Source organism: Rhizobium sophoriradicis (assembly GCF_003939025.1).
GTDB lineage: Bacteria > Pseudomonadota > Alphaproteobacteria > Rhizobiales > Rhizobiaceae > Rhizobium > Rhizobium sophoriradicis.
This window is the reverse complement of record NZ_RQIH01000003.1, coordinates 117,612-141,421: the sequence shown is the minus strand read 5'-3', so window position 1 is coordinate 141,421 and position 23,810 is coordinate 117,612. Positions and strand designations below refer to the sequence as shown.

Annotated in this window: 18 protein-coding genes; 8 read left to right on the top strand and 10 right to left on the bottom strand. The window is 63.1% G+C overall.

Annotated features, from left to right (window positions below; translation table 11 throughout):
• Positions 1–6 precede the first annotated feature (6 nt).
• Complete coding sequence (locus tag EFR00_RS05290; protein WP_077989245.1) at positions 7–876, bottom strand: D-alanyl-D-alanine carboxypeptidase family protein; 870 nt, start codon at positions 874–876, stop codon at positions 7–9.
• Positions 877–1,229: 353 nt separating this feature from the next.
• On the opposite strand from EFR00_RS05290, the gene EFR00_RS05285 reads away from it, so the two are divergent.
• On the top strand, positions 1,230–1,748 hold the full coding sequence (locus EFR00_RS05285; protein WP_077989244.1) for a P-loop nucleotide/nucleoside kinase family protein: 519 nt from the start codon (positions 1,230–1,232) through the stop codon (positions 1,746–1,748).
• Between the two features lie 22 nt (positions 1,749–1,770).
• On the opposite strand, the gene EFR00_RS05280 is transcribed toward EFR00_RS05285, so the two are convergent.
• Together EFR00_RS05280 and EFR00_RS05275 are read right to left on the bottom strand one after the other, a co-directional pair.
• Positions 1,771–2,331 carry a cysteine hydrolase family protein gene (locus EFR00_RS05280; RefSeq protein ID WP_077989243.1) on the bottom strand — a complete coding sequence of 187 codons (561 nt, stop codon included), beginning with the start codon at positions 2,329–2,331 and terminating at the stop codon, positions 1,771–1,773.
• A gap of 101 nt (positions 2,332–2,432) precedes the next feature.
• On the bottom strand, positions 2,433–9,536 hold the full coding sequence (locus EFR00_RS05275) for an apolipoprotein A-IV repeat region-like domain-containing protein (RefSeq protein ID WP_077989242.1): 7,104 nt from the start codon (positions 9,534–9,536) through the stop codon (positions 2,433–2,435).
• A 462-nt stretch (positions 9,537–9,998) separates the two neighbouring features.
• Between EFR00_RS05275 and EFR00_RS05270 the strand changes: the two genes are divergently transcribed.
• Both EFR00_RS05270 and EFR00_RS05265 read left to right on the top strand, forming a co-directional pair.
• A complete protein-coding gene (locus tag EFR00_RS05270) occupies positions 9,999–10,382 on the top strand; it encodes an Hpt domain-containing protein (RefSeq protein ID WP_010060336.1) in 384 nt (127 codons plus the stop codon).
• Positions 10,383–10,649: 267 nt separating this feature from the next.
• Positions 10,650–10,970, top strand: a complete 321-nt coding sequence (locus EFR00_RS05265; protein WP_009993280.1) for a 2Fe-2S iron-sulfur cluster-binding protein — start codon at positions 10,650–10,652, stop codon at positions 10,968–10,970.
• 301 nt (positions 10,971–11,271) lie between these two features.
• On the opposite strand, the gene EFR00_RS05260 is transcribed toward EFR00_RS05265, so the two are convergent.
• Positions 11,272–11,898, bottom strand: a complete 627-nt coding sequence (locus EFR00_RS05260) for a DUF922 domain-containing Zn-dependent protease (RefSeq protein WP_077989241.1) — start codon at positions 11,896–11,898, stop codon at positions 11,272–11,274.
• A 102-nt stretch (positions 11,899–12,000) separates the two neighbouring features.
• On the opposite strand from EFR00_RS05260, the gene folP reads away from it, so the two are divergent.
• Genes folP through folK form a run of 3 tightly spaced genes read left to right on the top strand, consistent with a single transcriptional unit; the run spans position 12,001 to position 13,743 of the window.
• The gene (folP, locus tag EFR00_RS05255) at positions 12,001–12,870 is read left to right on the top strand and encodes a dihydropteroate synthase (protein WP_077989419.1); all 870 of its coding nucleotides are present in this window, start codon (positions 12,001–12,003) and stop codon (positions 12,868–12,870) included.
• Complete coding sequence (folB, locus tag EFR00_RS05250; protein ID WP_009986496.1) at positions 12,867–13,232, top strand: dihydroneopterin aldolase; 366 nt, start codon at positions 12,867–12,869, stop codon at positions 13,230–13,232. Before folP ends, folB begins: the two co-directional genes overlap by 4 nt.
• Positions 13,225–13,743: a 2-amino-4-hydroxy-6-hydroxymethyldihydropteridine diphosphokinase gene (gene folK / locus EFR00_RS05245; RefSeq protein ID WP_077989240.1), complete on the top strand. Its 519-nt coding sequence runs from the start codon at positions 13,225–13,227 to the stop codon at positions 13,741–13,743. Before folB ends, folK begins: the two co-directional genes overlap by 8 nt.
• A gap of 68 nt (positions 13,744–13,811) precedes the next feature.
• On the opposite strand, the gene EFR00_RS05240 is transcribed toward folK, so the two are convergent.
• The 4 genes from EFR00_RS05240 to EFR00_RS05225 form a co-directional block, all read right to left on the bottom strand.
• A complete protein-coding gene (locus EFR00_RS05240; protein ID WP_038689266.1) occupies positions 13,812–14,363 on the bottom strand; it encodes a hypothetical protein in 552 nt (183 codons plus the stop codon).
• Positions 14,364–14,572: 209 nt separating this feature from the next.
• The gene (locus EFR00_RS05235; protein ID WP_077989239.1) at positions 14,573–15,652 is read right to left on the bottom strand and encodes a YcjF family protein; all 1,080 of its coding nucleotides are present in this window, start codon (positions 15,650–15,652) and stop codon (positions 14,573–14,575) included.
• Positions 15,649–17,124 (bottom strand): YcjX family GTP-binding protein, encoded by a 1,476-nt coding sequence (locus tag EFR00_RS05230; RefSeq protein WP_077989418.1) that lies wholly within the window; start codon positions 17,122–17,124, stop codon positions 15,649–15,651. Before EFR00_RS05230 ends, EFR00_RS05235 begins: the two co-directional genes overlap by 4 nt.
• Before the next feature lie 132 nt (positions 17,125–17,256).
• Entirely contained in the window at positions 17,257–17,751 is a 495-nt protein-coding gene (locus tag EFR00_RS05225) for a SixA phosphatase family protein (RefSeq protein ID WP_009993107.1), read from the bottom strand.
• 276 nt (positions 17,752–18,027) lie between these two features.
• Between EFR00_RS05225 and dksA the strand changes: the two genes are divergently transcribed.
• Positions 18,028–18,447: an RNA polymerase-binding protein DksA gene (dksA, locus tag EFR00_RS05220; RefSeq protein ID WP_008525884.1), complete on the top strand. Its 420-nt coding sequence runs from the start codon at positions 18,028–18,030 to the stop codon at positions 18,445–18,447.
• Positions 18,448–18,615: 168 nt separating this feature from the next.
• On the opposite strand, the gene EFR00_RS05215 is transcribed toward dksA, so the two are convergent.
• Both EFR00_RS05215 and EFR00_RS05210 read right to left on the bottom strand, forming a co-directional pair.
• Complete coding sequence (locus EFR00_RS05215) at positions 18,616–19,251, bottom strand: DUF1062 domain-containing protein (protein ID WP_077989238.1); 636 nt, start codon at positions 19,249–19,251, stop codon at positions 18,616–18,618.
• Positions 19,252–19,655: 404 nt separating this feature from the next.
• Positions 19,656–20,684 carry a flagellar biosynthetic protein FliO gene (locus EFR00_RS05210; protein ID WP_179363767.1) on the bottom strand — a complete coding sequence of 343 codons (1,029 nt, stop codon included), beginning with the start codon at positions 20,682–20,684 and terminating at the stop codon, positions 19,656–19,658.
• Between the two features lie 304 nt (positions 20,685–20,988).
• Between EFR00_RS05210 and cckA the strand changes: the two genes are divergently transcribed.
• Positions 20,989–23,592, top strand: coding sequence for a cell cycle histidine kinase CckA (gene cckA, locus EFR00_RS05205; RefSeq protein WP_077989236.1), 2,604 nt, complete (start codon positions 20,989–20,991; stop codon positions 23,590–23,592).
• Positions 23,593–23,810: the final 218 nt, after the last annotated feature.

Here is a 23,810-nt window from a genome sequence, read left to right as displayed (position 1 = left end):
AGCGGCCTATTTCGTCGGTTGCGAATCCGTCATCGTCGCTCCGGGCTGGCTGCCCGGTGTGGTGTACGCCGTAGCGGTCGATGACAGGGTGCTGTCCAGTAGTCCGGCCATCTTGTCGTCACGCAGGCCAGCAGTCTTTTCACCCATGACGACGCCAACCACGCGGCGGCCACCCTTCAGCGCTGACGTCACGACATTATAGCCGGATGCGTCGGTATAGCCGGTCTTGATGCCGTCGACGCCGTCATAGCGATACATCAGGTTGTTGTGGCCGCGCAGTTTCATGCCGCGGAACTGGAAGCCGCGCATGGAAAAGAGTTTGAACTCCTCGGGGAAGTCCCGCATCAACGAGACGCCGAGGGTCGCCATGTCACGCGCCGTTGTGACCTGCTCCGGATCGGGAAGGCCCGAGGGATTTTTGAAGACCGTGTCCTTCATACCAAGCTGGCGCGCCTTGTCGGTCATCGTTCTGGCGAAAGCCTGTTCGGAGCCGCCGAGCTGTTCGGCGATCGCCACGGCAGAGTCGTTGGCAGACAAGACCACGATGCTTTCGACCGCTTCACGCAGGGTTACCTTGCGACCGGCGCCGACGGCAAGCTTGAAGGGCTCCTTGCTCTCGGCATTTTCCGACATGGTGAGCTTCTGATCCCAGGTGAGGCGTCCGTCGTGCAATGCCTCGAAAGCGAGATAGAGCGTCATCATCTTGGTCAGCGACGCCGGATAGTTGAGATCGTCCTGATTGGAGGCTTCGAGCACCTGGCCGGACTGTACATCGAGGACGAAGCTTGCCTGGCCGGCCTCGGCCGGAATGAAAGCACCCACCAGTAAGGCGAATGGGAGCGCGGAGGCAAGAAGCCGGGATGTCGTCTTGCTCATCGATGTTACTGTCTCTGTCGTTGGGCGTCGGTGGGCTGTTGGCTAAACGCAAGCGGATCTATAAAGTTTGTGACAAAATGAAGGACAGGCGGCAATTAAAAGGCCCTATCCACTGCTGACTCCTTTTGTCCCGTCTTCCTCGTGCTGGAAATGGCCGTCGGTCTCGATCGGTGCGTTTACAATTGAGGCATGGCAGCCGATCGATAGGACAGGGCAGGGCAGCAATGGTGCCGGTTCGCGTTGAAATACTACTTACGCTTGCTTTGCGAAACATCTCCTCTACAAAGAAGTGATGGACGACGCTGGACTTGTCAGTCCGGCTTCGCTGCGCATTCGCAAACGGGCGAGAGACGATGCTGGTGATCTTCGGCGGCTTGCCGGGTAGTGGAAAGACGACTATTTCGCGCGCCCTCGCGAGACGGCTCGGAGCCGTATATGTGAGGGTCGATACGATCGAGCAGGCAATCAGAACGTGGGTTGATCCTTCCACGGACATCGGCGCGGCAGGTTATGTCGTGGCCTACGGCATTGCCGCGGACAATCTAGCGCTCGGCAGGGTCGTGATCGCAGATTCGGTCAACCCGCTGATGATAACCCGCGAGGCATGGCTGGCGGTCGCTCAGCGCTCCGGCGTGATCGCGGCCGAGGTCGAGGTGATCTGTTCCGACAAAACCGAACATCGCCGCCGGGTCGAGACACGGAAAACGGATGTGGAAGGTCTGGTCAAACCGACGTGGCAAGAAGTCGTCGGGCGAATATATGACGACTGGGGGCAGACGCCGATCATTGTCGATACGGCTGCGAGGGATGTGCCGGAGATCGTCGAGGCGCTGATCGTCAAGCTGAGGACCGAGCGCCTGCTTCCGATATGATATCGGCTGTTGCTACGGTGCTTTATGAAAAGGCGATGTCGGCCGCGGGGCGGATTTCCACCGCCGCCTTGCCCGCGTCGAACCCGTCGAGCGTTTCGTTGTGGTGGGCGACAATCTCGGAGAAGGTGAGGGTCGCAGTATCGCCTGTGGTATGGCCGTCCGCAACCAGCGTCACATCATAGCCGAGCGAAACGGCGCGCCTGACGGTCGTGTCGACGCAGAATTGCGACATGCAGCCGCCGATGACGAGATGGGTGACCGCCCGTTCGTTCAGGCGTTCGGCGAGATCGGTCTCGAAGAAGGAGTCGGCGCTTTGCTTACGGACGACGACCTCGCCTTCCCGCGGCGCGATCTCCCGGCGCAGTGCCCATCCCACCGTGCCGACCGCCAACCGATGACGGCTGTCGCCGTCATGTTGGACCAGCACGACCGGCGCGCCTGCCTGTCTCGCCTGCTCCTGGAGCGATGCGAGGCGAGCGACGGTTTGATCCAGTGCTGAATCGACGAGAGACTGCCGCTCCGGCTTGGCCTTGCCGGAGAGAATTGCATTCTGCACATCGATGATCAGCAGGGCCTTGGTCATTTGGTTCGCGGTTCCATGGCTGAGAAGCAGATAATATCGGCCGCATAAGTGAAGCCGCCTGAGACGTTCAGGCGGCTTTTGATCACTGCTATCGAACAGGCTTAGCGGAGCCTGCCGGCTGCATGGGCGAGCATAGTGTAGACCTTGCCCGTATCCGAGGTCAGGTAGGACTGGGTGACAGTCTGGTTCGGGTCGGTGCGGGCGACATCGGCGAGCAGCTTTTCGAAATCACCGATATAGCGGTCGACGGCGGTGCGGAATTCCGGCTCGCGGTCGTATTTGCGCTTGATCTCGTCAAAGGTCTGCTGGCCCTTCAGCGTGTAGAGACGACGGGTGAAGACGTCACGCTCGCCGCGCTGGTAGCGGCGCCAGAGATCAACCGAGGCATCGTGGTCGATGGCGCGGGCGATATCGACGGAGAGCGAGTTCAGCGATTCTACGACGTGGCGCGGATTGCGGCTGTCGTTGCTGCGCGCCGCCGGTGCGGCGGATTCCGCCGGGCGAGCCGGAGTCCGGGCAGGCGCCTCGTCCGCGGCCTCGTCACGCGAAGCGCCGCGCAGAAGATCGCTGATCCAGCCGCCGCCTTCCCGGGTCGGTTCCTGACGGGCTGCTTCCTGGCGAGCGGGGGCCGGCTGCGGGGCGGCGCGCTGAGCGGCGACAGCCGGAGCGGAGGGCGCGATCGATCCGCGCAGCCCCGTCGCTTCGATCGGCGGCGGTGCCGCGGGCTGCGGCGGTTGAGCGGCCGGCTGGGTGGGGCGCGGCGCCGGCTGTGCCTGGGCAAGCGAGCGGGCGACGGGCTGGGAAATCTCGAGCTGCTGGCTGGAGCGGCCGACGAGCTGGGAGATATCCTGAAGCGCCTTGATCTGCTCGGCGACGGCGCGGCGCATGGCCGAGGCGCTTTCCTTGGCTTCCTCGGGCAAGTCGAAGGCGCCGCGCTTCAGTTCGGCGCGGGTGGCGTCGAGCTCGCTGCGAATGTCAGCGGCGGAGCGGCGAATATCCTCGGTGGCGCCGGAGAAGCGTCCAACGGCATCCTCGATCGCCTCGCGCAGCGATTCGCGCATGTGCTGAGCGGCACCGTCGGAGGCGCGGCCGGCCTCGCCGAGCATGCGCTCGACTTCCGACAACGAGGCGGTGAGGCCGCCGCGAATACGATTGGAGAGGTCGCCGGAACGGCGCTCGACATTGGCGAAAGTGCCGTCGATGGTCGTGTTGGCTTCCTCGCCCGCGCGGGTGATCGCCTGGCGCATCGTCTCGGCCGCCTCCTGGGCGCGCTTCTCGGTTTCGGTGAGAATGCGGCCGATATCGGCGAAGGAGGACTGGACGCCCTGGCGCAGATTGCCGGTGACCTGGTTGGAGCGCTGCTCGGCCCGCTCGAACACGGTCTCGATCATGCCGCCGAGGCCCTGCATGGTCTTTTCGATCTCGTCGGAGCGCTGGACCAGGCTGACGGAGAGCGCCTGCAGCGCGCCTTCACGCTCCTCGAGCGTCGAGGCAAGGTTGGACTGGGCGGCACCCAGAAGCTGTGAGGCCTGGGTCAGAACCTTGGAATGTTCGTCGAAGCGGCCGATGATGCCGCCGACCTGGGCCAATGTCTGGCCTGATATGTCGGAGAGGCGGTCGACCTTGCCTTCGAGAAGCCGGGTCGAGGCATTGACCATTTCGGCGGCCTTGGTGGCGGAGTCGGCAAAGCGCGTCGTGGTTTCGCCGAGACGTCCGTCGACGCTCGTCAACTGCTCGGCGGCGCGGTTCATCATCATGGCCATCGCCGCGCTGCTTTCCGACATGCGCTGGACCAGACCGTTGACATTGCCGACCAGGCTGCTCTCGATGGCGCTGACGGCGTTGGCAACATTCTCGGTGCGGGCGGCAACGGCGCTGGCGAGCGCTTCGTTTTCGGCGCGCAGACGGTCGGCACTCAGGTTGGCGGCGGCGGTGATGCGGGCGGCGGCCTGCTCACCGGCATCGGTGTAGCGATCGATGATCGGGCGGGCCGTTTCGTCGAGGATACGGGTCAATTCGACAGAGCGGCCCGATAGCATCGAGTTGAGATCGCGGGTGCGTTCCTCGAGCGTCGAGCGGATCGAGTTGCCGCGCGCTTCGAGCGCCCGGTCGATGTCGGAGAGGGTGGTATCGATCTCGCGGCTGCGCTCCTCGAGATTTGTGCGGATGGCGCTACTGCGGGCTTCGAGCGCCCGGTCGACATCCGCCATGGTGGCGGAAATCTCGCTGCCGGCCCCCGACAGCGTCGTGCGGATGGCATTGCCGCGCGCTTCGAGAGACTGGCCGGCATCCGACAGCGCCTTGGAAATGGCATTGACCTGCGTGCCGACGATGGTCTCGGCCTCGGCGACTTTGTTGACAATGGCATTGCCGGCTTCCGAGAAAGTCTGGGCGACGGCAGCGGCCTGGGTTGCCAGGCGGTTCTGGGCTTCGGCGACGCGGGTGACGATCTGCGACGAACGTTCATCCATGGTGCGGGTGAATTCGTCGCTTTTTGCATTGAGTTCCTCGGCGAATTGCTGGCCGGTCTTGCCGAGCAATTCGGTGGTTCTCGTCGCTTCGCCTTCCATTCCCTGGGCGGCTTCTGCCACGGCGCTGCGTAGCGTCGAAGCGAGGCCGGCGGCCTTGCCCTCGATGGTGCGGTTGACGGCTTCGAGGCCGACAGTCAAAGCGCGATCCATCGTCGAGAGGCGTTCCTCGATGCGCTCGTTGCCGCGGTCGAGAGTTTCGCCGAGACTTGCCGTGCGGCCCTCAATGGCGCCCGCCAGCGTCGTCGTGCGGCTGTCCAGGGTGTCGGCCAGATTCGCGGTGCGGCTGTCGATCGCCTGGGTGAGATTTGCGGCGCTGCCTTCGAGCGTCGCCGAGATGCGGCGGGTGGTGTCGTCACCAAGCGCGCCGAGACGGGATATGCCGTCGGCAAGCACGCCGGACAGCTGGCTGCTGGCAGCTTCAACCTTGTCGGCAACGCCGCCGACGCCGTCACGGATGCGGCTCTCGATCGCCGTCAGGCCGGCTTCCATGCGAGAACCGGTTTCTTCAAGACTGCCCGCAAGGTTTGCAACCGACTGGTCGAGATGGGTGGAAAGGTTCTGGGCGGAGTTCGAAATTGTGTTTGCCGCCTCCTGGAAGCGGCCGGCGATCTGGCCGGCGCCGGCATGCATGCGATCTTCCAATGTCTGAGCGCCGGCATCGATCGCCTGACGGATCGAGGCTTCACGCTGCTCCAGCGACATCTCGAGCATGCTCACGGTCGTCGCCACCGATGTGCCGATGCTGGTCGCCTGTTCGGTCAGCGTATCGCTGATCAACGTATGGGCCTGGTTCAGCGACAGGTCGATGGCGTTGGCGCGATCCTCCAGCGTCGTGCGGATGCGCTCATGGGCAGAATCCAGTCCGCTCTCGATGCGCGCCGCGGCCTCCTCGGCAAGACCTCCGAGCCGCGCATGGGCATCGCTCAGGCGGCCTTCGATGCGGCCGGTCAAGCCGCCGACGATATCCTCGAAGCGGGCGCCGCCGGCATCGAGAACGCCCGAGAGGGTCGCACTGTGCTGGGAAAGCGCATTTTCGAGCCGCTGCTGATTGTCGGCATAAGCGTTATGGATCGCATCGGTCTTGTCGGCAAAGGCGCCGGCGACGCGCGCCTCGGCACTGGCGACGGCTTCCATGATGGAATTGCTGCGGGCTTCGAGCGCGCTGTCGAAGCGGCTCTGATTGTCGTCGAGCGAAATGGCGAGCGCCATGGTCTTTTCGTCGAGCGTATCGGTGAGCCGGTCGTGGCTTGCCGTCACGGCGCCGATGATCGCCGCGGTTCGGTGTCCCAGGGCTTCCTCGATGCGGACCTGGCCTTCGTTCAATGAGGCGGCCAGCGCGGTGGCCTTTTGGTCGAGCACGCCGTTCAGGCGTTCATGCGTGCCGGAGACCGCGTTGGTGATCGCATCGGCACCCGATGTCAGCGTCTCCTCGAGGCGGCTCTGGCTCTCGTTCAGCGAGATGGCCAGCGCCATCGCCCGATCGTCAAGTGTCTCGGACAGCCGGTCATGGGTGGCGGAAACCGCATTGAGGAAGGATTCCGAGCGCGTCTCCAGCGTGTCCTGCAGTCGCCGCTGGCCCTCGTTCAAGGAAGCGGTGAGCGCCGATGTATTCTGGTCGAGCATTTCGGCGATACGCTCCGGCGTGCCAGACACGGCCTTGAGGAAGGTCTCGGACCGGGTTTCCAATGTGTCTTCGAGCCGTGCCTGGCTCTCGCTGAGCGAGATGGCAAGCGTCATCGCCTTCTCGTCGATTGTTTCGGAGAAACGGTCGTAGGTGCCGGAAACGGAATTCAGCAAGGCCGTGGAGCGGCTTTCCAGCGTATCCTCGATGCGAGCCTGGCTCTCGTTGAGCGAGATGGCAAGCGCCATCGCTTTTTCGTCCAAGGTTTCGGCGAGGCGGTCATGCGTGCCGGAAACCGCATCCATCAGGGCGGCGGAGCGGGTTTCGAGCGTATTCTCGATACGCGCCTGGGTCTCGCTCAGCGAGGCGGCAATAGCCGACGCCCTACCGTCTAGCGCCTCGGCGAAGCGGTCGTGGGTGCCGGAGACAGCGTTCAGCAGGGCTGCGGAGCGGGTTTCCAGCGTGTCCTCGATACGGGCCTGGCCTTCGTTCAAGGAAATGGCAAGCGTCATAGCCTTTTCATCAAGCGTTTCGGCAAGGCGGTCACGCGTGCCGGCTATGGTGCTGAGCAGGGCTTCCGCGCGTGTCCCGAGCGCATCCTCGATGCGCGCGTGCCTCTCGTCGAGGGACGTCGTCAGCGCAGCTGCCTTCGTATCAAGTGTTTCCGACAGCCGCTCATGCGTGCTGGACACGGCATTGAGGAAGGCTGCGGAGCGGGTTTCGAGCGTGTCCTTGAGGCGGCTCTGGCTTTCGTTCAAGGAGATGGCGAGCGCCATTGCCTTCTCGTCGAGCGTCTCCGACAGTCGGTCATGCGTGCCGGAAACCGCGTTCAGCAGGGTGGCGGAACGGGTTTCGAGCGTATCTTCGATCCGGGCCTGGCTCTCGTTCAACGAAATGGCAAGCGCCATGGCCTTCTCGTCGAGCGTTTCGGCGAGACGGTCGTGGGTGCCCGCGACAGCGTTGATGATCGCGTCGGAGCGAGTGGACAGCGCTTCCTCGAAACGACCGTGATGGCTGGTCAGCGCATCCACGAGCGCGCCGCCGCGCTCTGCCATGACGCTGTCGATGCGTCCATGCGCAGCGCCGAGCGCCTCGCTGATTTCGGCAGTGCGTGCCGTGAGCACGCCGCTCAACGCCTCGGCGCGGCCGCCGAAGGCGGTGGTCACCTCTTGCGTGCCGGCGGCGACGGCGGCGGTCAGCTCGGTGGTGGTGGCGCGCAGCGTGTCGCGGAACTCGGCTGAGCGAGCCTGGAGATTGTTCTGCAGGTCGGAAGTGCCTGATGCAAGCGCTAGCGAGATGTTGGACGTCGCGTTCTGCAGCGCCGAGGTCAGCTCGCCGGTGCGGCTGGTCAGCGCGGTGGTGATTTCCTCGCTGCGAGTGCCGAGCGTGTTTTCCAGCACTTCGTGGCTGGTGGCGAGGGCGGTGGCGAGCGCCAGCGAGTGATCCGTCATCGAGGAGCCGATGCGGTCGATGCCGGAATTAAGGATGCCATCGATCGAATCCGAGCCGCCGGTCAGCGTCTCGTTGATGCGGGCAAGGCTTTCCATCAGCTTCGTGTCGAGCGAGCCGGTGCGTTTGTCGAAAGCGCTGGTGAATTCGGCGACGCGCTCATCGAAGGCGGTCGAAAGCTGAGCGACGGTCGTCTGCAGCCGCTCCTCGAAGAAGCCGGAGCGAAGGTCGAGATCCATGACGGCGTCGTCGGCGGTGCTCTGCAGGCTCTGGCGGAAGCTTGCGCCCTTTTCGTCAAGCGCGCTGTTCAGTTTCGACAAGACGTCGTCGAGCGTACCGCCGATGGTGCGTTCGCCTGATATCAGGCTTTCGTTGATCTCGCGGGTGCGGGCGATCAGGATTTCGTTGAGCTGATGCGTGCGCTCGTTCAGTGCTGCGTTGAGCTTCTCGGTGCTGCTGTCCATGGTCGAGGCGCGCGTCTCGAACTGGCTGAGCAGTTTTTCGCCATGCTCGTTGAGATTGACGGTGAGCGCTTCGAGGCGGTTGTCGAATTCGGTGGCCAGCGCAAAGCCGGACGCGTTGAGCGTCTGGAGCAGGCTGTCGGTCTTGGCGGCAAGCAGGCTGCCCATCGACTGCAAAGCGCTGTCCGATTTTTCCAGGATCGTCGCTGCGCGCGTGTCGATCAGCGAGGCGAAGGCTTCGCCCGACGTCGCGAGACGCACGGCGATCTCTTCGGTCGCCAGCGACAATTCTTCCTTCAATTGATCGTGGACGCTGCCGATCGAGGTGCGGATGCGGTCGGCATGGTTGACGATCGCCTCGCGTTCGGAGCCGAGTTCATGGACAAGGCCGCGCACGCGCAATTCGTTGTCCGCATAGGAGCGTTCCAGCGCGTTGACTTCGGAATGGACCAGCGTTTCCAGCTCGGTAGCACGCGCAATGGTGCGCTCGATGCCTTCATTCATGGCCGAGACCTCGCGGCGCACCGCCTGGCCAACGGTCATGATGCGTTCGGAGGCGATGGTTTCCGGCTCCGCCAGGCGCAATGCCACCTCTGCCATGGAACGGGCGGCGTTGCGCATATCCTGGGCGCGGGAGATCATGACCGCAAACGCATAGAACATCATCACCGGAATGATGATGCCGACCAGGCCGGCAATGACACCGGGCAGGGCGACGAGGTCGGCAATCGAACGGATCTGCCAGATCTGCGGCGCGTAAAGCAGCGACATCAGGCCGAGGCCCGCCATCACCCAGAGCACGGAAAACAGGGTGGCGGTGCGCATTGCCGAGCGGCTGGAGGCGCCGTCGAAGGATTTCAGGATCGAGGCGGGCGTATTGCGGCTGGCATCATTGGCGGGCGCAAAGGCCGGAGCCCTGGAAGCCTGCTCGCCATTGGCGCTGCGGCGGTTGCGGCGCTGCATTTCTTCCTGGGCTTGCTGATTACGCGCATTCGATGGATCAGACACATTCCCCTCCGGCGCCTCAGGCGCGTCGCCGCGGCGAGACGGCACATTATCCTTGCCGAAATCGATCTGGAGCGCCTCGTCCAATGCCTTGAACGCCTTGTCCTCTATCGACTCATTGTATTTGTTATTCGCCATTCGGTTACGCCTCGTTACTGTCGGCCGGTCCGCCAGCGCTGCCCAGGCTTCCGCCTTATCCCGGAACAACTTTGCCGTTATGCCCTCCATCCCAACCGCGGACGGATAAGCATGTCATTTCAGAGTAGATAGCCGCTTTTTCAAACGGAAGGTATCAAAACACTACCATTATCCACTCACTCGGCAAAGGCGCGTACCATAAACCCGCTCCACCAGTATCGTAGTGACACATCTGGGCTCGTCACACAATTAATGAAGGCTTGAGATTTCCGGCTCGTTAACCCGTTGTTAACAATTTTGAATCCGAGAGCCGGCTTAAAAACCAATAATTTAGGGATATTTAACGGACGTTAACCATATGCCGAGATTTCCGCGCCCGCTGTGCCGGAATTTAACGGGATGGCCACCCTCGTGACGCAGAACTGTTGCAAGTGCGGACGACGTGAGACGGAGAATTGGCTGATGGCGGCCCAGATGGCAGCATTGAATATCGTATTCGAGGCGCCGGACAATGCAAAGGGACCTTGTCCCTCGAAGGTCCGGCCGATCGACCTGGTTCACCTCGCAAAGCAGACGATGGGGGACAAGACGCTGGAAATCGAAGTCCTTCAGATGTTTGCCCGCCAAGCCCGCGCCTGTCTTCAGGATATTGCGAGCGGCGAAACCGTCCGTGTCGGCGCCGCCGCGCACAGGCTGAAAGGCGCGGCTAGTTCGGTCGGCGCATTCCGCGTGTCGCAGACGGCGGAAGTCATCGAGGAGACCGGCGGCGATGCCGGTGCGATGGCGGCGCTGGGCGCTGCCGTCCTCGACGCGGAGAATTTCATCCTGAAGCTCTGCCGCGGCTGATCTCTCTTTCACCGTTGTTCGAACCACAGCGCCGCGCGTCTTTTCAGACCTGTAGCAGTTTGAACGGCCATTAATTAAGGAATTAGGCAGCGGGCCGCTGTTCCATTGCGGAACCACGGGTCTTTTTGCGACCTCCGATATGACGCATTGAAGACGACGGGCGACGGCCCGATCTGCGAGGTTATGGCGAATTTCGCAATGTTGACTGATGCGTCGAATTGTCTGAAGTAGAGCCGCCCACCCATTTCAAGACCGGAAATAGTCCTGATGCCCAAACTTACCATCGTCGCCTTCGACGGCACGCGCTTCGACCTCGACGTCGATCAAGGCTCAACCGTGATGGAAAATGCCGTGCGCAATTCGGTGCCCGGCATTGAGGCCGAATGCGGCGGCGCCTGCGCGTGCGCGACCTGTCACGTCTATGTCGACGAAGAATGGACGGAGAAGGTCGGCCAGCCCGAAGCGATGGAAGAGGACATGCTCGACTTCGCTTTCGATGTGCGCCCGACCTCGCGGCTCTCCTGTCAGATCCGGATGAAGGCCGCCTATGACGGGCTCATAGTGCACGTGCCTGAACGCCAAGCCTGAGGTCGGCCTTTCGCCGCTATAACCACAAAAAAGACGCCTCGCGCGCTGGTGCGAGCGAGGCGAGGCGGGCGCATTACCTACGGATGAGGGAGGACCATCCGCGGCTTCGGAACGCGCCAGGAGAACCCAGCGAGGAAGTCCAGATGCCGTAGCTGAACTTTCGAATGCGTTCATATTAACGCGTTCCGGTTGAGTCTGCCAGGATGAAAAATGACCATTAAGACGCTGGGGAGCGCGCAAGTTTCGCACAAGTTTCGTTGCGCAGCTAAGTTTTTCCGCTCGCAAGCAGCTTGAAAAATCCTTATTTTGCGCCGGCTCGACCTTTGATTCGATTATTCAGCAATCGCAACATGCGCTTCTGGAAATTGACCGCCTCAACCCGGTCGAATCGCGCCTGCAGCCGATCGTGCTCCTCTATACCGCGAGCTGACTCGTTGGAGACGAGCTCCTGCATGGCCTCGCAGCTGCGCTGCTGCGGCAGGGCGCGGATGGCGCGCTCCATGGCGCGGGCCTGATCTCTGGCGATCTCCGCATGGCGCTCCTCGTGGCGCTTGATGTCGCTCGACAACGCGTCCCAGATCATCGACAGTTCCTTGCTGGCACCACGGCGGCTGTTCCAGCGCGGCAGAATGATCTGGGTGTGGACCGTGACCTTGACGTTGCCGACGCGGCAGCGGCCGTCATCCTGAATATAGGTGGCCTCGCCGCCGAAGCGGATCTTGGTGGCGCCGGGATGGCGCGCCGACGAGCCGCTCGCCGTCGGGCCGCGCCGGCTGAGTTCCTGGTCGAGCTCCTCCGCGGTTTTGCCGCGGATGTCGAAATAGGAATAGCTTTTCGTTGCGATCACTTCGGCTGCAGCTTCGCCGCTGAGAGACAGAGCAATGGAAAAGGCGACAGGAAGGACCATATAACGCACTGCAAGCGGCATTCTGAACGCAACCCATGTTGAAATCGACAGGAGCTTGGGGCATAGCCACCGCAAGCGCAATATCGGATGGCGGCTTTTTTCGTCATCAATAGGACAAGTCTGGTGACAGGGCTCGAAGGCAGTTTATGGCGTGTCGGCCATGGCCGGGAGATCGAACTCGGCCGTCGTTCTCTCATCATGGCGATCATTAATGTGACGCCGGACTCCTTTTCCGATGGCGGACGCTTCAAAACCGTCGATGCCGCCGTCGAACACGCGCTGCAGGCGGTGAGCGATGGCGCCGCGATTGTCGACATCGGCGGCGAATCGACCCGGCCGGGCGCAGCATCGGTCAGCCCTTCGGAGGAGCAGGCGCGGGTATTGCCGGTGATCGAGGCGCTGCGCGGCCGCACCCAGGCGCTGATATCCATCGACACCTATCGCGCCGAGACGGCGCGGCTTGCGGTCAGCGCCGGCGCCCATATCGTCAACGATGTCTCCGGACTGCAGAAGGAGAGCGGTATCGCGGAGCTGGCTGCGGCGACAGGGGCGGGGCTCTGCATCATGCATACCGGCCGCGACCGGATCAAGCTTGCCGATGTGATCGCCGACCAGGTGCACTTTCTCGAACGGTCGCTTGCGATCGCCGCTGCGGCAGGTGTCAACAGCGACCGCATCGTGCTCGATCCGGGCTTCGGCTTTGCCAAGGAGACGGCGGAGGAGAATCTGGAACTGATGGCGCGGTTTTCCGAACTTTCGCGCTTTGGCCTACCGTTGCTTGCCGGCACCTCACGCAAACGTTTCCTCGGCACCGTGACCGGGCGGGATGCTTCGGACCGGGACGTGGCGACGGCTGCGACGAGCGTGCTGCTGCGCCTCCAAGGAGCTGCGGTTTTCCGGGTGCACAATGTCGCAATCAACAGGGATGCGCTTGATGTCGCCGATGCTATGCTCAATGCGCGCCAGGAATTCGAGAGGAAGCGGCCGACATGACCACCTACACGATCACGCTGCAGAATTGCGCCTTCTTTGCGCGCCACGGCGTGCATGATGAGGAGGAATTCCTCGGCCAGCGGTTCTTCGTCGATGCCGAGCTCGATGTCGTCGCCGGCGAGGCGCTGAAAAGCGACTCGATCGACGATACCGTCAATTACGGCATCGCTTTCACCGTGATCGAGCAGATCGTCACCGGCAAGCGGCGCTATCTCATCGAGGCCCTGGCGCTCGATATCGCCAAGGGGCTCTGCGAGACGTTTCCGCAGGTCCGGCGGGCGAAGATCACGGTGCGCAAGCCGAACGCGCCGGTGCCCGGCGTGCTCGATTTCGTGCAGGTGAGCGTTGAGCACTTTGCCTGAGGCCGCATCGCGATCCGCCACCCTCGGCCTCGGCGGCAATATCGGCGAGCCGGTAAAGGCGATGGCAGCGGCGCTGCAAAGGCTCGACGGGCACGACGAGTGCCGTATTACCGCCGTGTCACGGCTCTATCGGACGCCGCCCTGGGGCAAGACGGACCAATCCTTCTTCTTCAACGCCTGCGCCGTCATCGAAACCTGGCTTCCTCCGGAAGCTTTGCTCGATCTCTGCCTGTCAATCGAACGCGAGATGAAACGCGAGCGTGTCGAACGCTGGGGGCCGCGCACGCTCGATATCGACGTGCTGACCTATGGCGACGTCGCCCAGGACGCGCCGCGGCTGGAACTGCCGCATCCGCGGATGACGGAGCGCGGTTTCGTGCTGATGCCGCTTGCCGATATCGCGCCAAGCCTTCTCGTCAGGGGGCGGCCGGTCAGCGACTGGCTGCTCGACGCCGACGTGACTGGCATCGAGGTGGCCGATGACAGAGGCGACTGGTGGCGGAGCGCCTGAAGCCGGGATCCTGAAACGCGAAACGGCGGGAAACCCGCCGCTTCAGGAAAATCCGTTATGCGATCTGTCTACTGGATGGAGCCGACGGCCATTTCGTCGACCTGACGCGTCAATGTCAGGCCGATAACAGGGATCATCTGGCTTTCCACCTTGACCGAAACGGTGACGTTCATCGTCTTGTCGTCGCGCACGCGGGCGATCATTGCTCCGTTCAGCTTGGCGCGGTTGATGCCGACCACGACGGTATCCTCGGTGACGGCGCCGGAGACGACGTCAAGACCTTTGCCGGCGGCGCCATCGAGAAACTTGCCTTTATAGCTGGAGCCCGACTGGGAGATGACAGCGGTCATCGGCTGCTTGAAGACGCCGACGCGGCAGGTGCCATCGAGTTTGATGCCGGCATTGCTGTCGCCGGTGGGCTCACCGATCAGGTTGCAGGTGAATTTCGTGCCCTTGTACTTACCGGCGACGATCTCGCCGGGGCCCTTCCAGGAGCCCGCGACGGATTCGAAGAAGGCCTTGTCACGGGTTGCGGCGGTGGCTGCCGGAGCGACATCTGCGACCGGAGACAATGCCGCGGCGGCGAGGCCGCATACGAAGAGAAACTTGCGCGAATACATGGATTTTCCTTGGCAAACACCACTCACGAACTGGTGCCAAGTTTTGCCGAAGAATGGTTAATCCTTCCTTTCGACTGTGCCGAAATGCAAGGGATTACAGGCGTGCCATGCCTTACGGATTCTAAAATCCTGCCGCTAACCCGTTGAACTGGATAAATTTTTATAACTTGACGCTGAGGAAGGCGAAAGGTGCGGAATTGCTTCGTCGATTAAGGATTGTTGCTGCGCGGTGACATGGAAGGCGTGAGATCGCCGATGAAATCTCCGATTCCCGGCCGTTTCAGCGCGCGGAAGCTTAGCGGGCGGCAAAGATCCATGGCTGCGATTCCGATCCGGGCGGTCATCAGGCCGTTGATGACACCCTCGCCGAGTCGGGCCGAGAGCTTCGAGGCCAGCCCATGGCCGAGCACCTGCTGGACGAGGCTGTCACCGACGGCGATCGAACCGGTGACCGCCAGATGCGCCAGCACGTCTCGCAGAAGGCGGAACATGCCGAGCGTGCCGGGACGGCCGCCGTAGAGTTCCGCCATCGCGCGAATGAGGCGGACGGCCTCGTAAAGTACATACAGCAAGTCGACGACCGCGCGCGGGCTGACGGCGGTGACGATCGAGACGCGTTTGGAGGCATTGACGATGAGGGCGCGGGCCTTGCGGTCGAGCGGGGCGAGCAGTTCTCGTTCGGCCAAGGCAATCAGATGCGGGGGGTCGATGACCTCACCCTCGGTCGCCTTCAGCGTCGCACGTCCCTTCGATGTCTCGGGGTTGGCGGCAAGCAGCGTGGTAAGGCGCGCAACGACGGCGCGCGCCTTCGCCGGCCGGGTTTCGAGAATCGCGGCTTCCGCTTCGGCCTTGATCGTCTGCACGGCGGCAAGGCGCATCATGCCCGCGGTCTCGCGGATGATGAGGGCAAACACGGCGAGGATGCCGATCGCGAGCACACCAAGGGCTGCGTAACCCAACCAGTCGGCGCGGGTGAAGAGATCGCGGATCAGCCGGTCGGTCCAGAGACCGATGCCGAGCGACAGCAGGATGCCGAAGGCGCCGGCGGCGATCTTGCCGAAGGAGGTACGCCGCTTGCGTGGCGTCGCGACCGGCAGCGCGCTCAGATCCCCTTCAGGATTGATGAAGGGGTCATCCTCGTCGGGCGTCACGAGGATATTCTCAGAGAAGCTTTCGGGTTTGCGCCGGCCTTGCTGCTGGCGGCCGCTATCGCGCGGCTCGGATGCCTCATCTTCATAAGCGAAGGCTGCGGGTGGGCGGCGCGGCGGATCGGACGGGGGCTTGCTCATGCGAGACGGTCTCCGAACAGGAACTGCATGGCGCGGTCGAGGCGGATATGCGGCACCGACAGCTTGATGCCGCCGCCGGTTTCCTCGAGATGCGGCGGACGGAACCTGACGACATTGACTTCGGGCAGGGTTCCACCGTTGTCGCCCGAGGCGATACGGTCAAACAGCCCTTCCGGATCCTGCGGCAGGTCGCCGGGGAAGATCGCGGTCTTTCTCTGGCCGTCGAAGCGCTCGCCGGCAATGGTTTCACCCGCCATCGGCGTCCCGACAATAACGGGCAGGTCATGGCCGTCACGTTTGACCAACGCCTCTCGAGTTGCTCGCACGGAGGCAAGCGCCATCACATCGATGCCGGCGCCGGCCATGCCAATGCGGGCGATGGCGCGATCGACGAGGCGGCGGGTCAATGCGTCGAGTCGGTCATGGCTCTCATGATGGAGATGATCGGCCTTGGTGGCGGCGACCAATACGCGGTCGATACGGCGGCCAAGCAGCGAGGAGAGCAGCGAATTGGTGCCCGGGCGGAAACAGGCGAGCACATCGGTCAGTGCGCGTTCCAGATCCTGAACGGCTTCGGGGCCGCGGTTCATCGCCTGCAGCGCGTCGACCAGCACGATCTGGCGGTCGAGCCGGGCGAAATGCTCGCGGAAGAAGGGTTTGACGACCACCGACTTATAGGCTTCGTATCGCCTATCCATCATCGCCCAGAGCGAGCCGCGATCGGGACGTCCGTCGGGCGGCAAGGCGAGCGGAGCGAAGGTCAGCGCCGGCGAGCCGTCGAGATCGCCGGGCAGAAGCAGGCGCCCGGGCGGCAAGGTGGAGAGCGAGCGTTCGTCGGCCTTGCAGGCCTTGAGATAATCGGCAAAGGCGGTGGCAAGTTCGCGGGCGACCATCTCGTCGGCGCCGGCATTTATATCGGCGGCACGTGTCAGCGCCAACCATCCCTGCGACAAGGCGGAGCGGACGCCGGTTTGCGCCAGCGCGATCGTCTCCTCACTGAAGGTGCGATAATCCTTGCCGAGCAGCGGCAGGTCGAGCAGCCATTCACCGGGATAATCGACGATATCGATCGACAGCCGGCCGGGCGAGAACAGGCGATTCCACCCGCTGGCGCTCTGATAATCGAGCGTGATGCGCAACTCGGAAATGGCGCGGGTCGAATCCGGCCAGATGCGGTCCTTCACCAGCGCCCGGATATGATCCTCGTATTGGAAGCGGGGCACGGCATCATCAGGCTGCGGCTCGAGCCGCACGGCGGAAACGCGCCCCGATTGCACCGGCTCGAACAGCGGCAGTCGGCCGCCATGCAGGAGATTGTGGACAAGCGAGGAGATGAAAACCGTCTTGCCGGATCGCGAGAGGCCGGTGACGCCGAGCCTTAAGGTCGGATTGACCAGGCCGGTCGCCCGGTCGGCGAGATTGTCGAAGGCGATGCGGGCGTCGTCCGCAAGGGATGTCAGGCGTGGCGGCAAGGCGCGATTCCGATTGATGACTGCCGGCAATATAGGAAGGCGACGTTGTCCGCAAAAGAAGTGGCGCGAACGCATTTCCGTTTCCCGCAGAAAACGAAATTATCTGCCGCTCTTCCAATTGCTCCGACGACTTCAGACGACAACGAAATCGGTCAGGCGCCAGGCAGTGACGGACACATCGAAATCGATCACGGCAAGGCCTGCCGTCGGAAAGCCGCCGGGAAGGGCGCTGACCATCGCCTCGGGGCCGATCAGTGCCTCCAGCGCCTGCTCCATGGTCGGATTGTGGCCGACCAGCATGACGGCCGCCTGATCCTGCGCGTCGACGATTTCGAGATAGGTGTCGACGGTGGCGTTGTAGAGCGCATCGACATAGCGCACGTCGAGGCCGCTGCCGACCGCCCGGTGGACGGCATCGGCGGTGTCGCGGCAGCGCAGCGCCGTCGAACTGATCAGAAGATCCGGACGGTAGCCCTTGTCGGCTGCCTTGTCGGCGATGATCTGGGCATCGCCATAACCTTTTTCGTTGAGCGGCCGGTCGAAATCGCGCTGTCCGGGCTCGGCCCAGGCGGCCTCGGCATGACGCAGGAGGTAGATGCGATTGGGCGGAGGCAGCGGTACGGTCATGGGCAAATCCAGGATCGGGCGGGTCTTTTCAGTAGCGGCTGCGGTCGGCAGCCGTCAATCGCCAGCCATGCCGCAACTGCCTAAAACGTGGCTGACAACACGGCGTTTTGAGGGCGAAGCCAAAAACGACAGCCGGAATAACCATGACAAAATAGGCCGTTAGCTTAAAATTGTAACAGATTTAAAAATCTGTTTACCTGTCGTATTTGGCTTGAATCGCGGCTAGCGCTTGGGATATACACCCGCCCAGATGAGATGTTCTTCAGGAGAATCGCGTTGAGTGAGAAGATCGATCTTAGCAATTACGTTCCCTCGGAAGAGGAAGAGTTCATGAACGTAAACCAGCGTGCCTATTTCAGGGCGAAGCTGGTCGCCTGGAAAAACGATATCCTTAGAGAAGCGCGCGAAACACTCGACCATCTGGCCGAGGAAAGCGCAAACCATCCCGATCTCGCCGACAGGGCGTCGTCGGAAACCGACAGGGCGATCGAACTTCGCGCCCGCGACCGGCAGAGAAAGCTGATCTCCAAGATCGACGCGGCCCTGCAGCGGATCGAAGACGGCACCTACGGCTATTGCGAGGAGACCGGCGAACCGATCGGTCTCAAGCGCCTCGACGCCCGCCCGATCGCGACGCTGTCGATCGAGGCGCAGGAGCGCCACGAACGTCGTGAAAAAGTCTACCGCGACGAATGACGGATTCCATATAGGCAGAGATATAATCGGCGCCGCGATCTGATCGCGGCGCCTTTTTGTTAAGTCCCACTCCCCGGGTGTCGATCGGTCTTCCTGCGACGCGCTTCAGCTGTTGTTTTTATGCATGTCGTAGTCCCGGAACCGCTGCACACTTCCGGGAGACATGCGTTAGAGCGGGCCGCTTGTCGCCAGTGGTTCCCACAGTCGCTCCCGCTCTGCCTCCATGGCGAGATCGATCGTGACGCGCGTGCCACTCCTGATCCGCCGCCGCATGATGTCTGCCCCGCCGGGGTCCGTTCGACATAGGCCCTGATCGTGCAGAGCCTGCAGGCGCGAGCGCGACATTTTCAACTCCCCGGCCAACAGCCGATCCAGGCGTATCGCTGTTGCGAACCGGGCTGTCAGTTCGATTTCCAGGCTTGTCCAGCCTGCGATCTCGTGGCGTATCTCCTTGGCGATGTCGAATTCGGCGAACTCGTCCACGCGCTGTGATTTGCGCCGCAGCCCATCGAGATTGAAGGTTTCCGCGCAAATCCAATCCGGGTCGTTCGACTGCAGCGCCTCGAGCGTCAGCGGATCGATGTCGCGGATATTCCGGCGCTCGAAGATCGGCCGGTTCCATGTCCTTTCGCAGATCAGGCATTTGTAGATCAGCCAGGCGTCGAGCTTGCGACCGTTGGCATTCACCCGGATCTTGCCGCTGGATCGGAAAGCTCTGAGGCCTCCGCATCCGCTACACGCAATCCATGGCTGGGGGGCTGTCTTGGGCGTGATGGTCCATCGGACCCGAAGCGTCTTGCACATATCGTCTTGGTCTTCCGTTCGGAAGTCCACCAAGATGGTGCATGAGAAAGCCTTGCGGGCGCGGTGTGGCGATGTTGTCGGCGGTTGAAGAGCTGAGCAGCGGAGCTGCGCATGGCACATTCTAACAATGCCAAACCGGTCTCTCGCCACCACCCGATGAACATGGTCGCATGCCGCCAGCGTCGCTGTGCGGCAGTACGGGGTGAAACTGGGTGAGACCGGTATTTACTTAGGCAAAGTGTGACCTCGATGCGCCAAAGCTCTTCGCGTCCAGTGATAACAAATGATCGACGCGGTGGGGAGGCCCGAAGGACACCAGGACTAAAAAGCCGCGGCATTGCGGCAATTTTGCAACTTCATGATGAAGTCACGTATGCAGGCAACCAACCTTGCGGGTGCGACTATCACTTGTCGCGGTTGACGCTCATTTCACCGAAAATACGGGCAACTTCCTTCTGCAGCTCCGTGTCGGCGCCGGTGATCGGGGCAAGCTCGGGATCGCGGCGCGGCAGGTTGGCGGGCTGCGGCGCGGCTGGGCGCTGGGTCTGGTTTGCCGGCGCCGGCACGATGCGCTCGGCCGTCAGATTGTTTGCCATTTCCTGTTCCAGCACCCGCTGGAAATCGCGGCGAATCGCCGCTGCCGATTGCGCAGCCGCTTCGTCCTCGGGCGTCGCGGGCGCGGTGCGCGGCGCCGGCCTGTCAGGGGCGGAGACTTCCGGATCGATGCGCTGCTGCGGCAGGACCCGCTGGCGTGCGGCGTCAAGGATTTCGGCGGCACTCGCCCTATCGTGATACGGTGCGGGCTGCGCGACCGGCGGAGCAACCGGTTGTTCCGGTGGGCGCGGCTGGGGCGGAGCGGGGCGCGGAGAATGGTCGCGTTCGGCCGACAGCGGAACCGTTGTGGGCTCCGCCGGAAGCGGGCTGGTGGCCACCGGCGGCGGCGCGGCCGGCTGGGCCGGCAGTTCGGGGCGAGGCCGAGGCTCCGGGACGGCTGGGGCCGCGAAGGCGGGCTCGGCGGCCGGCTCGGTACGGGCAGCAAGCGGTGGACGGCTTACGGAGACGGCCGATGATTCGGGGTTCGACACTTTCGACGGCCACTCCCCGGCCGGCTCTGGCCCTTTGACGCTTTCGGGCTGTCCGGCCGTCTCGGCCAGGATACGGCTTTCGATGACGATGTCGGTCGGACCGCCGATCATGATCAGATGTTCGACGTCGTCACGACGCACCAGCACCAGCCGGCGGCGGGTATCGACGGCTGCAGCATCCAGCACCTGCAGGCGGGGCTGACGGTTGCGGCCGCCGCGCACGAAGGGCGAGGGGGCGCGGCTGCGGATCACCCAGAGCACGAGGATGAGCAGGAGAAGCGCCAGGCCGACGCCACCGGCCGCAAGCAGGAAACGGCTGCCGTAAGCTCCGACAAGATCATCGAACATAGTCACTCACTCCATTTCGCATTCGGCACATATTGACGACTTTTCCGTTCCTTAAACAAGGGCCGAAGGTCTTGTCCAGCGACGCACGAAGGCGATTCCCGATTGTGCCGGATGACGGCTGCCGGCTTGCGCACGGGCAGCGGCGGCGGCCCGAGAGGCAGATGGCGCTCTAGCCTGTGAATTCAAGCAGTCTTGCCGGCGGCCGGTGTTTTTGCCGGCGTGGCAAATTGCTAAGAAGGAAAGAGTGCCTGATTCCTGCTTCGTGTTCGTGCTATGAAATGGGATGGGCTTATGCGAGGAATACATGACGAAACCGCGTCAGGCCGACGACTATAACGCACCGCTTGTGGATCGTGGGGGGCGTTCTGGCACGGTTTTGCGCATCCTCCTGTTGGCGCTCGTGCTGATCGCGGCAGCCGGTGCCTTCGTCGTCTTCAAAAGATCACTCGACAACGAGATGGTGCTCGGCGGCCTCGGCGTGCTCGCCATGGTTGGCATCTTCTTCCTGGTCTCCTCGGTCATCGGCTTCATCGAGGTGATGCCGCAGCACCAGTCCGACAGCCTGGCGCGCGCCTTCCTCAACAGCCATCCGGACGGCACCCTGATCACCGACGACAAGGGCCGGATCATCTATGCCAACGCTGCCTACGGCGCGCTGACCGGGGCGCGCAAGGCGACCGAAGTGCAGACGCTCGAAACGCTGCTGTCGCGCCATCGTGAGTCCAACGAGGCGCTCTACCGGCTGGTCAACGGTCTGCGCGAGGGCAAGGAGGGCCGCGAGGAATTCCGTCTGCTGCGCGCCGTCGGCCCCGGCTCCAGCAGCTCGGGCGCGCATTGGTACCGGCTGAAGGCGCGGCTGCTGCAGCAGGAGGATAATGGCGCCAAGCCGCTGCAGATCTGGCAGATCACCGACATCACCGCCGAACGCGACGATCAGGAGCGATTCTTCAAGGAGCTGCAGAACGCGATCGACTATCTCGATCACGCACCCGCCGGCTTCTTCTCCGCCGGCCGGAAGGGCGAAATCTTCTACCTCAATGCAACGCTTGCCGAGTGGCTGGGCCTCGACCTGACCAAGTTCCTGCCGGGCTCGATGTCGATCGGCGACCTGGTGGCGGGCGAGGGGCTGGCGCTGATCCAGTCGGTGCAGGCCGAACCCGGCTTGAAAAAGACCGTTACCCTGGATCTCGATCTGCGCAAGACCAACGGCCAGAGCCTGCCGGTGCAGATCATCCACAGCGTCACCTCGATGCGCGACGGCGCGCCCGGCGAAAGCCGGACGATCGTGCTGGCGCGCGAAAAGAGCAGCGAGAGCGGCCAGTCCGCTTCGGCCGCCGCCATGCGCTTCACGCGCTTCTTCAACAATACGCCGATGGCGATCGCCTCGGTTGATGGCGAAGGGCGCATTCTGCGCACCAATGCGCCGTTCCTGAAACTGTTTTCCGGTGTCGTGTCCCGCGACGATCTCGAGAAATCACCCTCACTCGAAACCATCGTGCAGGAGAGCGACCGGCCACAGCTGGCCGCGGCGCTGGCGGCGGCCAAGGACCGGCAGGGCGACATCGCGCCGCTCGACACCTGCACGCCGACCGACGAGGCGCGCTATTTCCGCTTCTATGTCAATGCGGTCATCGACCAGAGCGACGAGGCGCCGGAGGAGGCGGCGATCGTCTATGCTGTCGAGGTGACCGAGCAGAAGGCGCTGGAAGCTCAGATGGCGCAGACGCAGAAGATGAACGCTGTCGGAACGCTTGCCGGCGGCATCGCGCACGACTTCAACAATGTGCTGACGGCGATCCTGCTTTCGTCCGACCATCTGCTGCTGCAGGCCCGTCCTTCCGATGCGAGCTTCGCCGACCTAATGGAGATCAAACGCAACGCCAACCGCGCCGCCGTGCTGGTCCGCCAGTTGCTTGCCTTCTCGCGCAAGCAGACGATGCGGCCCTCGGTGCTGAACCTGACGGATGTCGTCGGCGACCTGCGCATGCTGGTCGACCGGCTGCTCTCCGGCACCAACGTCAAGCTCGACGTGCAATATGGCCGCGATCTCTGGCCCGTCAAAACCGACCTGTCGCAGTTCGAGCAGGTGCTGATCAATCTCTGCGTCAATGCGCGCGATGCCATGCCGGAAGGCGGCACGCTGACGCTGCGCACCCGCAATCTGACGGCTGACGAGGTCTCCGCCTTCAACTATTCCTACATGCCCGCCGAGGACATGGTGCTGGTCGAGGTCACCGATACCGGCACCGGCATCGCGCCTGAGATCATGGACAAGATCTTCGAACCCTTCTTCACCACCAAGGATGTCGGCAAAGGCACCGGGCTTGGTCTTGCCATGGTCTACGGCATCGTCAAGCAGTCGGGCGGTTACATCCAGCCGGAATCCGAAGTCGGCAAAGGCACGACCTTCCGCGTCTTCCTGCCGCGCCATATCCCCGAGCCGGCGGTTGCTGCCGAAGCCGGCGCGATCGACAGTGCCATTGCCGCAATCGGCACGCCCCCCGAGGCGCCTGCCGCGCAGCAGCCCGAGGACCTGACCGGCTCCGCCGTCGTCCTGCTCGTCGAAGACGAGGAGGCCGTGCGCCGTGGCGGCAAGCGGATGCTGGAAACGCGCGGCTACACCGTGCATGAGGCGGGCTCCGGCGTCGAGGCGCTGAGCATCATGGAAGAGCTCGAGGGCAAAGTCGACATCGTCGTTTCCGACGTCGTCATGCCTGAAATGGACGGCCCGACGCTGCTGCGCGAGTTGCGCAAGAACTATCCCGACCTGAAATTCATCTTCGTCTCCGGCTATGCCGAGGACGCCTTTGCCCGCAACCTGCCGCCGGATGCGAAATTCGGGTTCCTGCCGAAGCCGTTTTCGCTGAAACAGCTTGCTGTGGTGGTAAAGGAGACGCTGGACGGGTGAGATGTCGCGCCGCGCAGGCCCCCCTCTGCCCTGCCGGGCATCTCCCCACAGGTGGGGAGATTGGCTAGACGCGAGGGCTTCCCCAAACAATTAGCGTCGCAGTTCGGCGAAACGTTGATGTGGCGGGAAGGTTCCGCCACTTGTCATCTCCCCACCTGTGGGGGAGATGCCCGGCAGGGCAGAGGGGGCTTACTCGGCACGCCCTGTCTGCGAAGGCG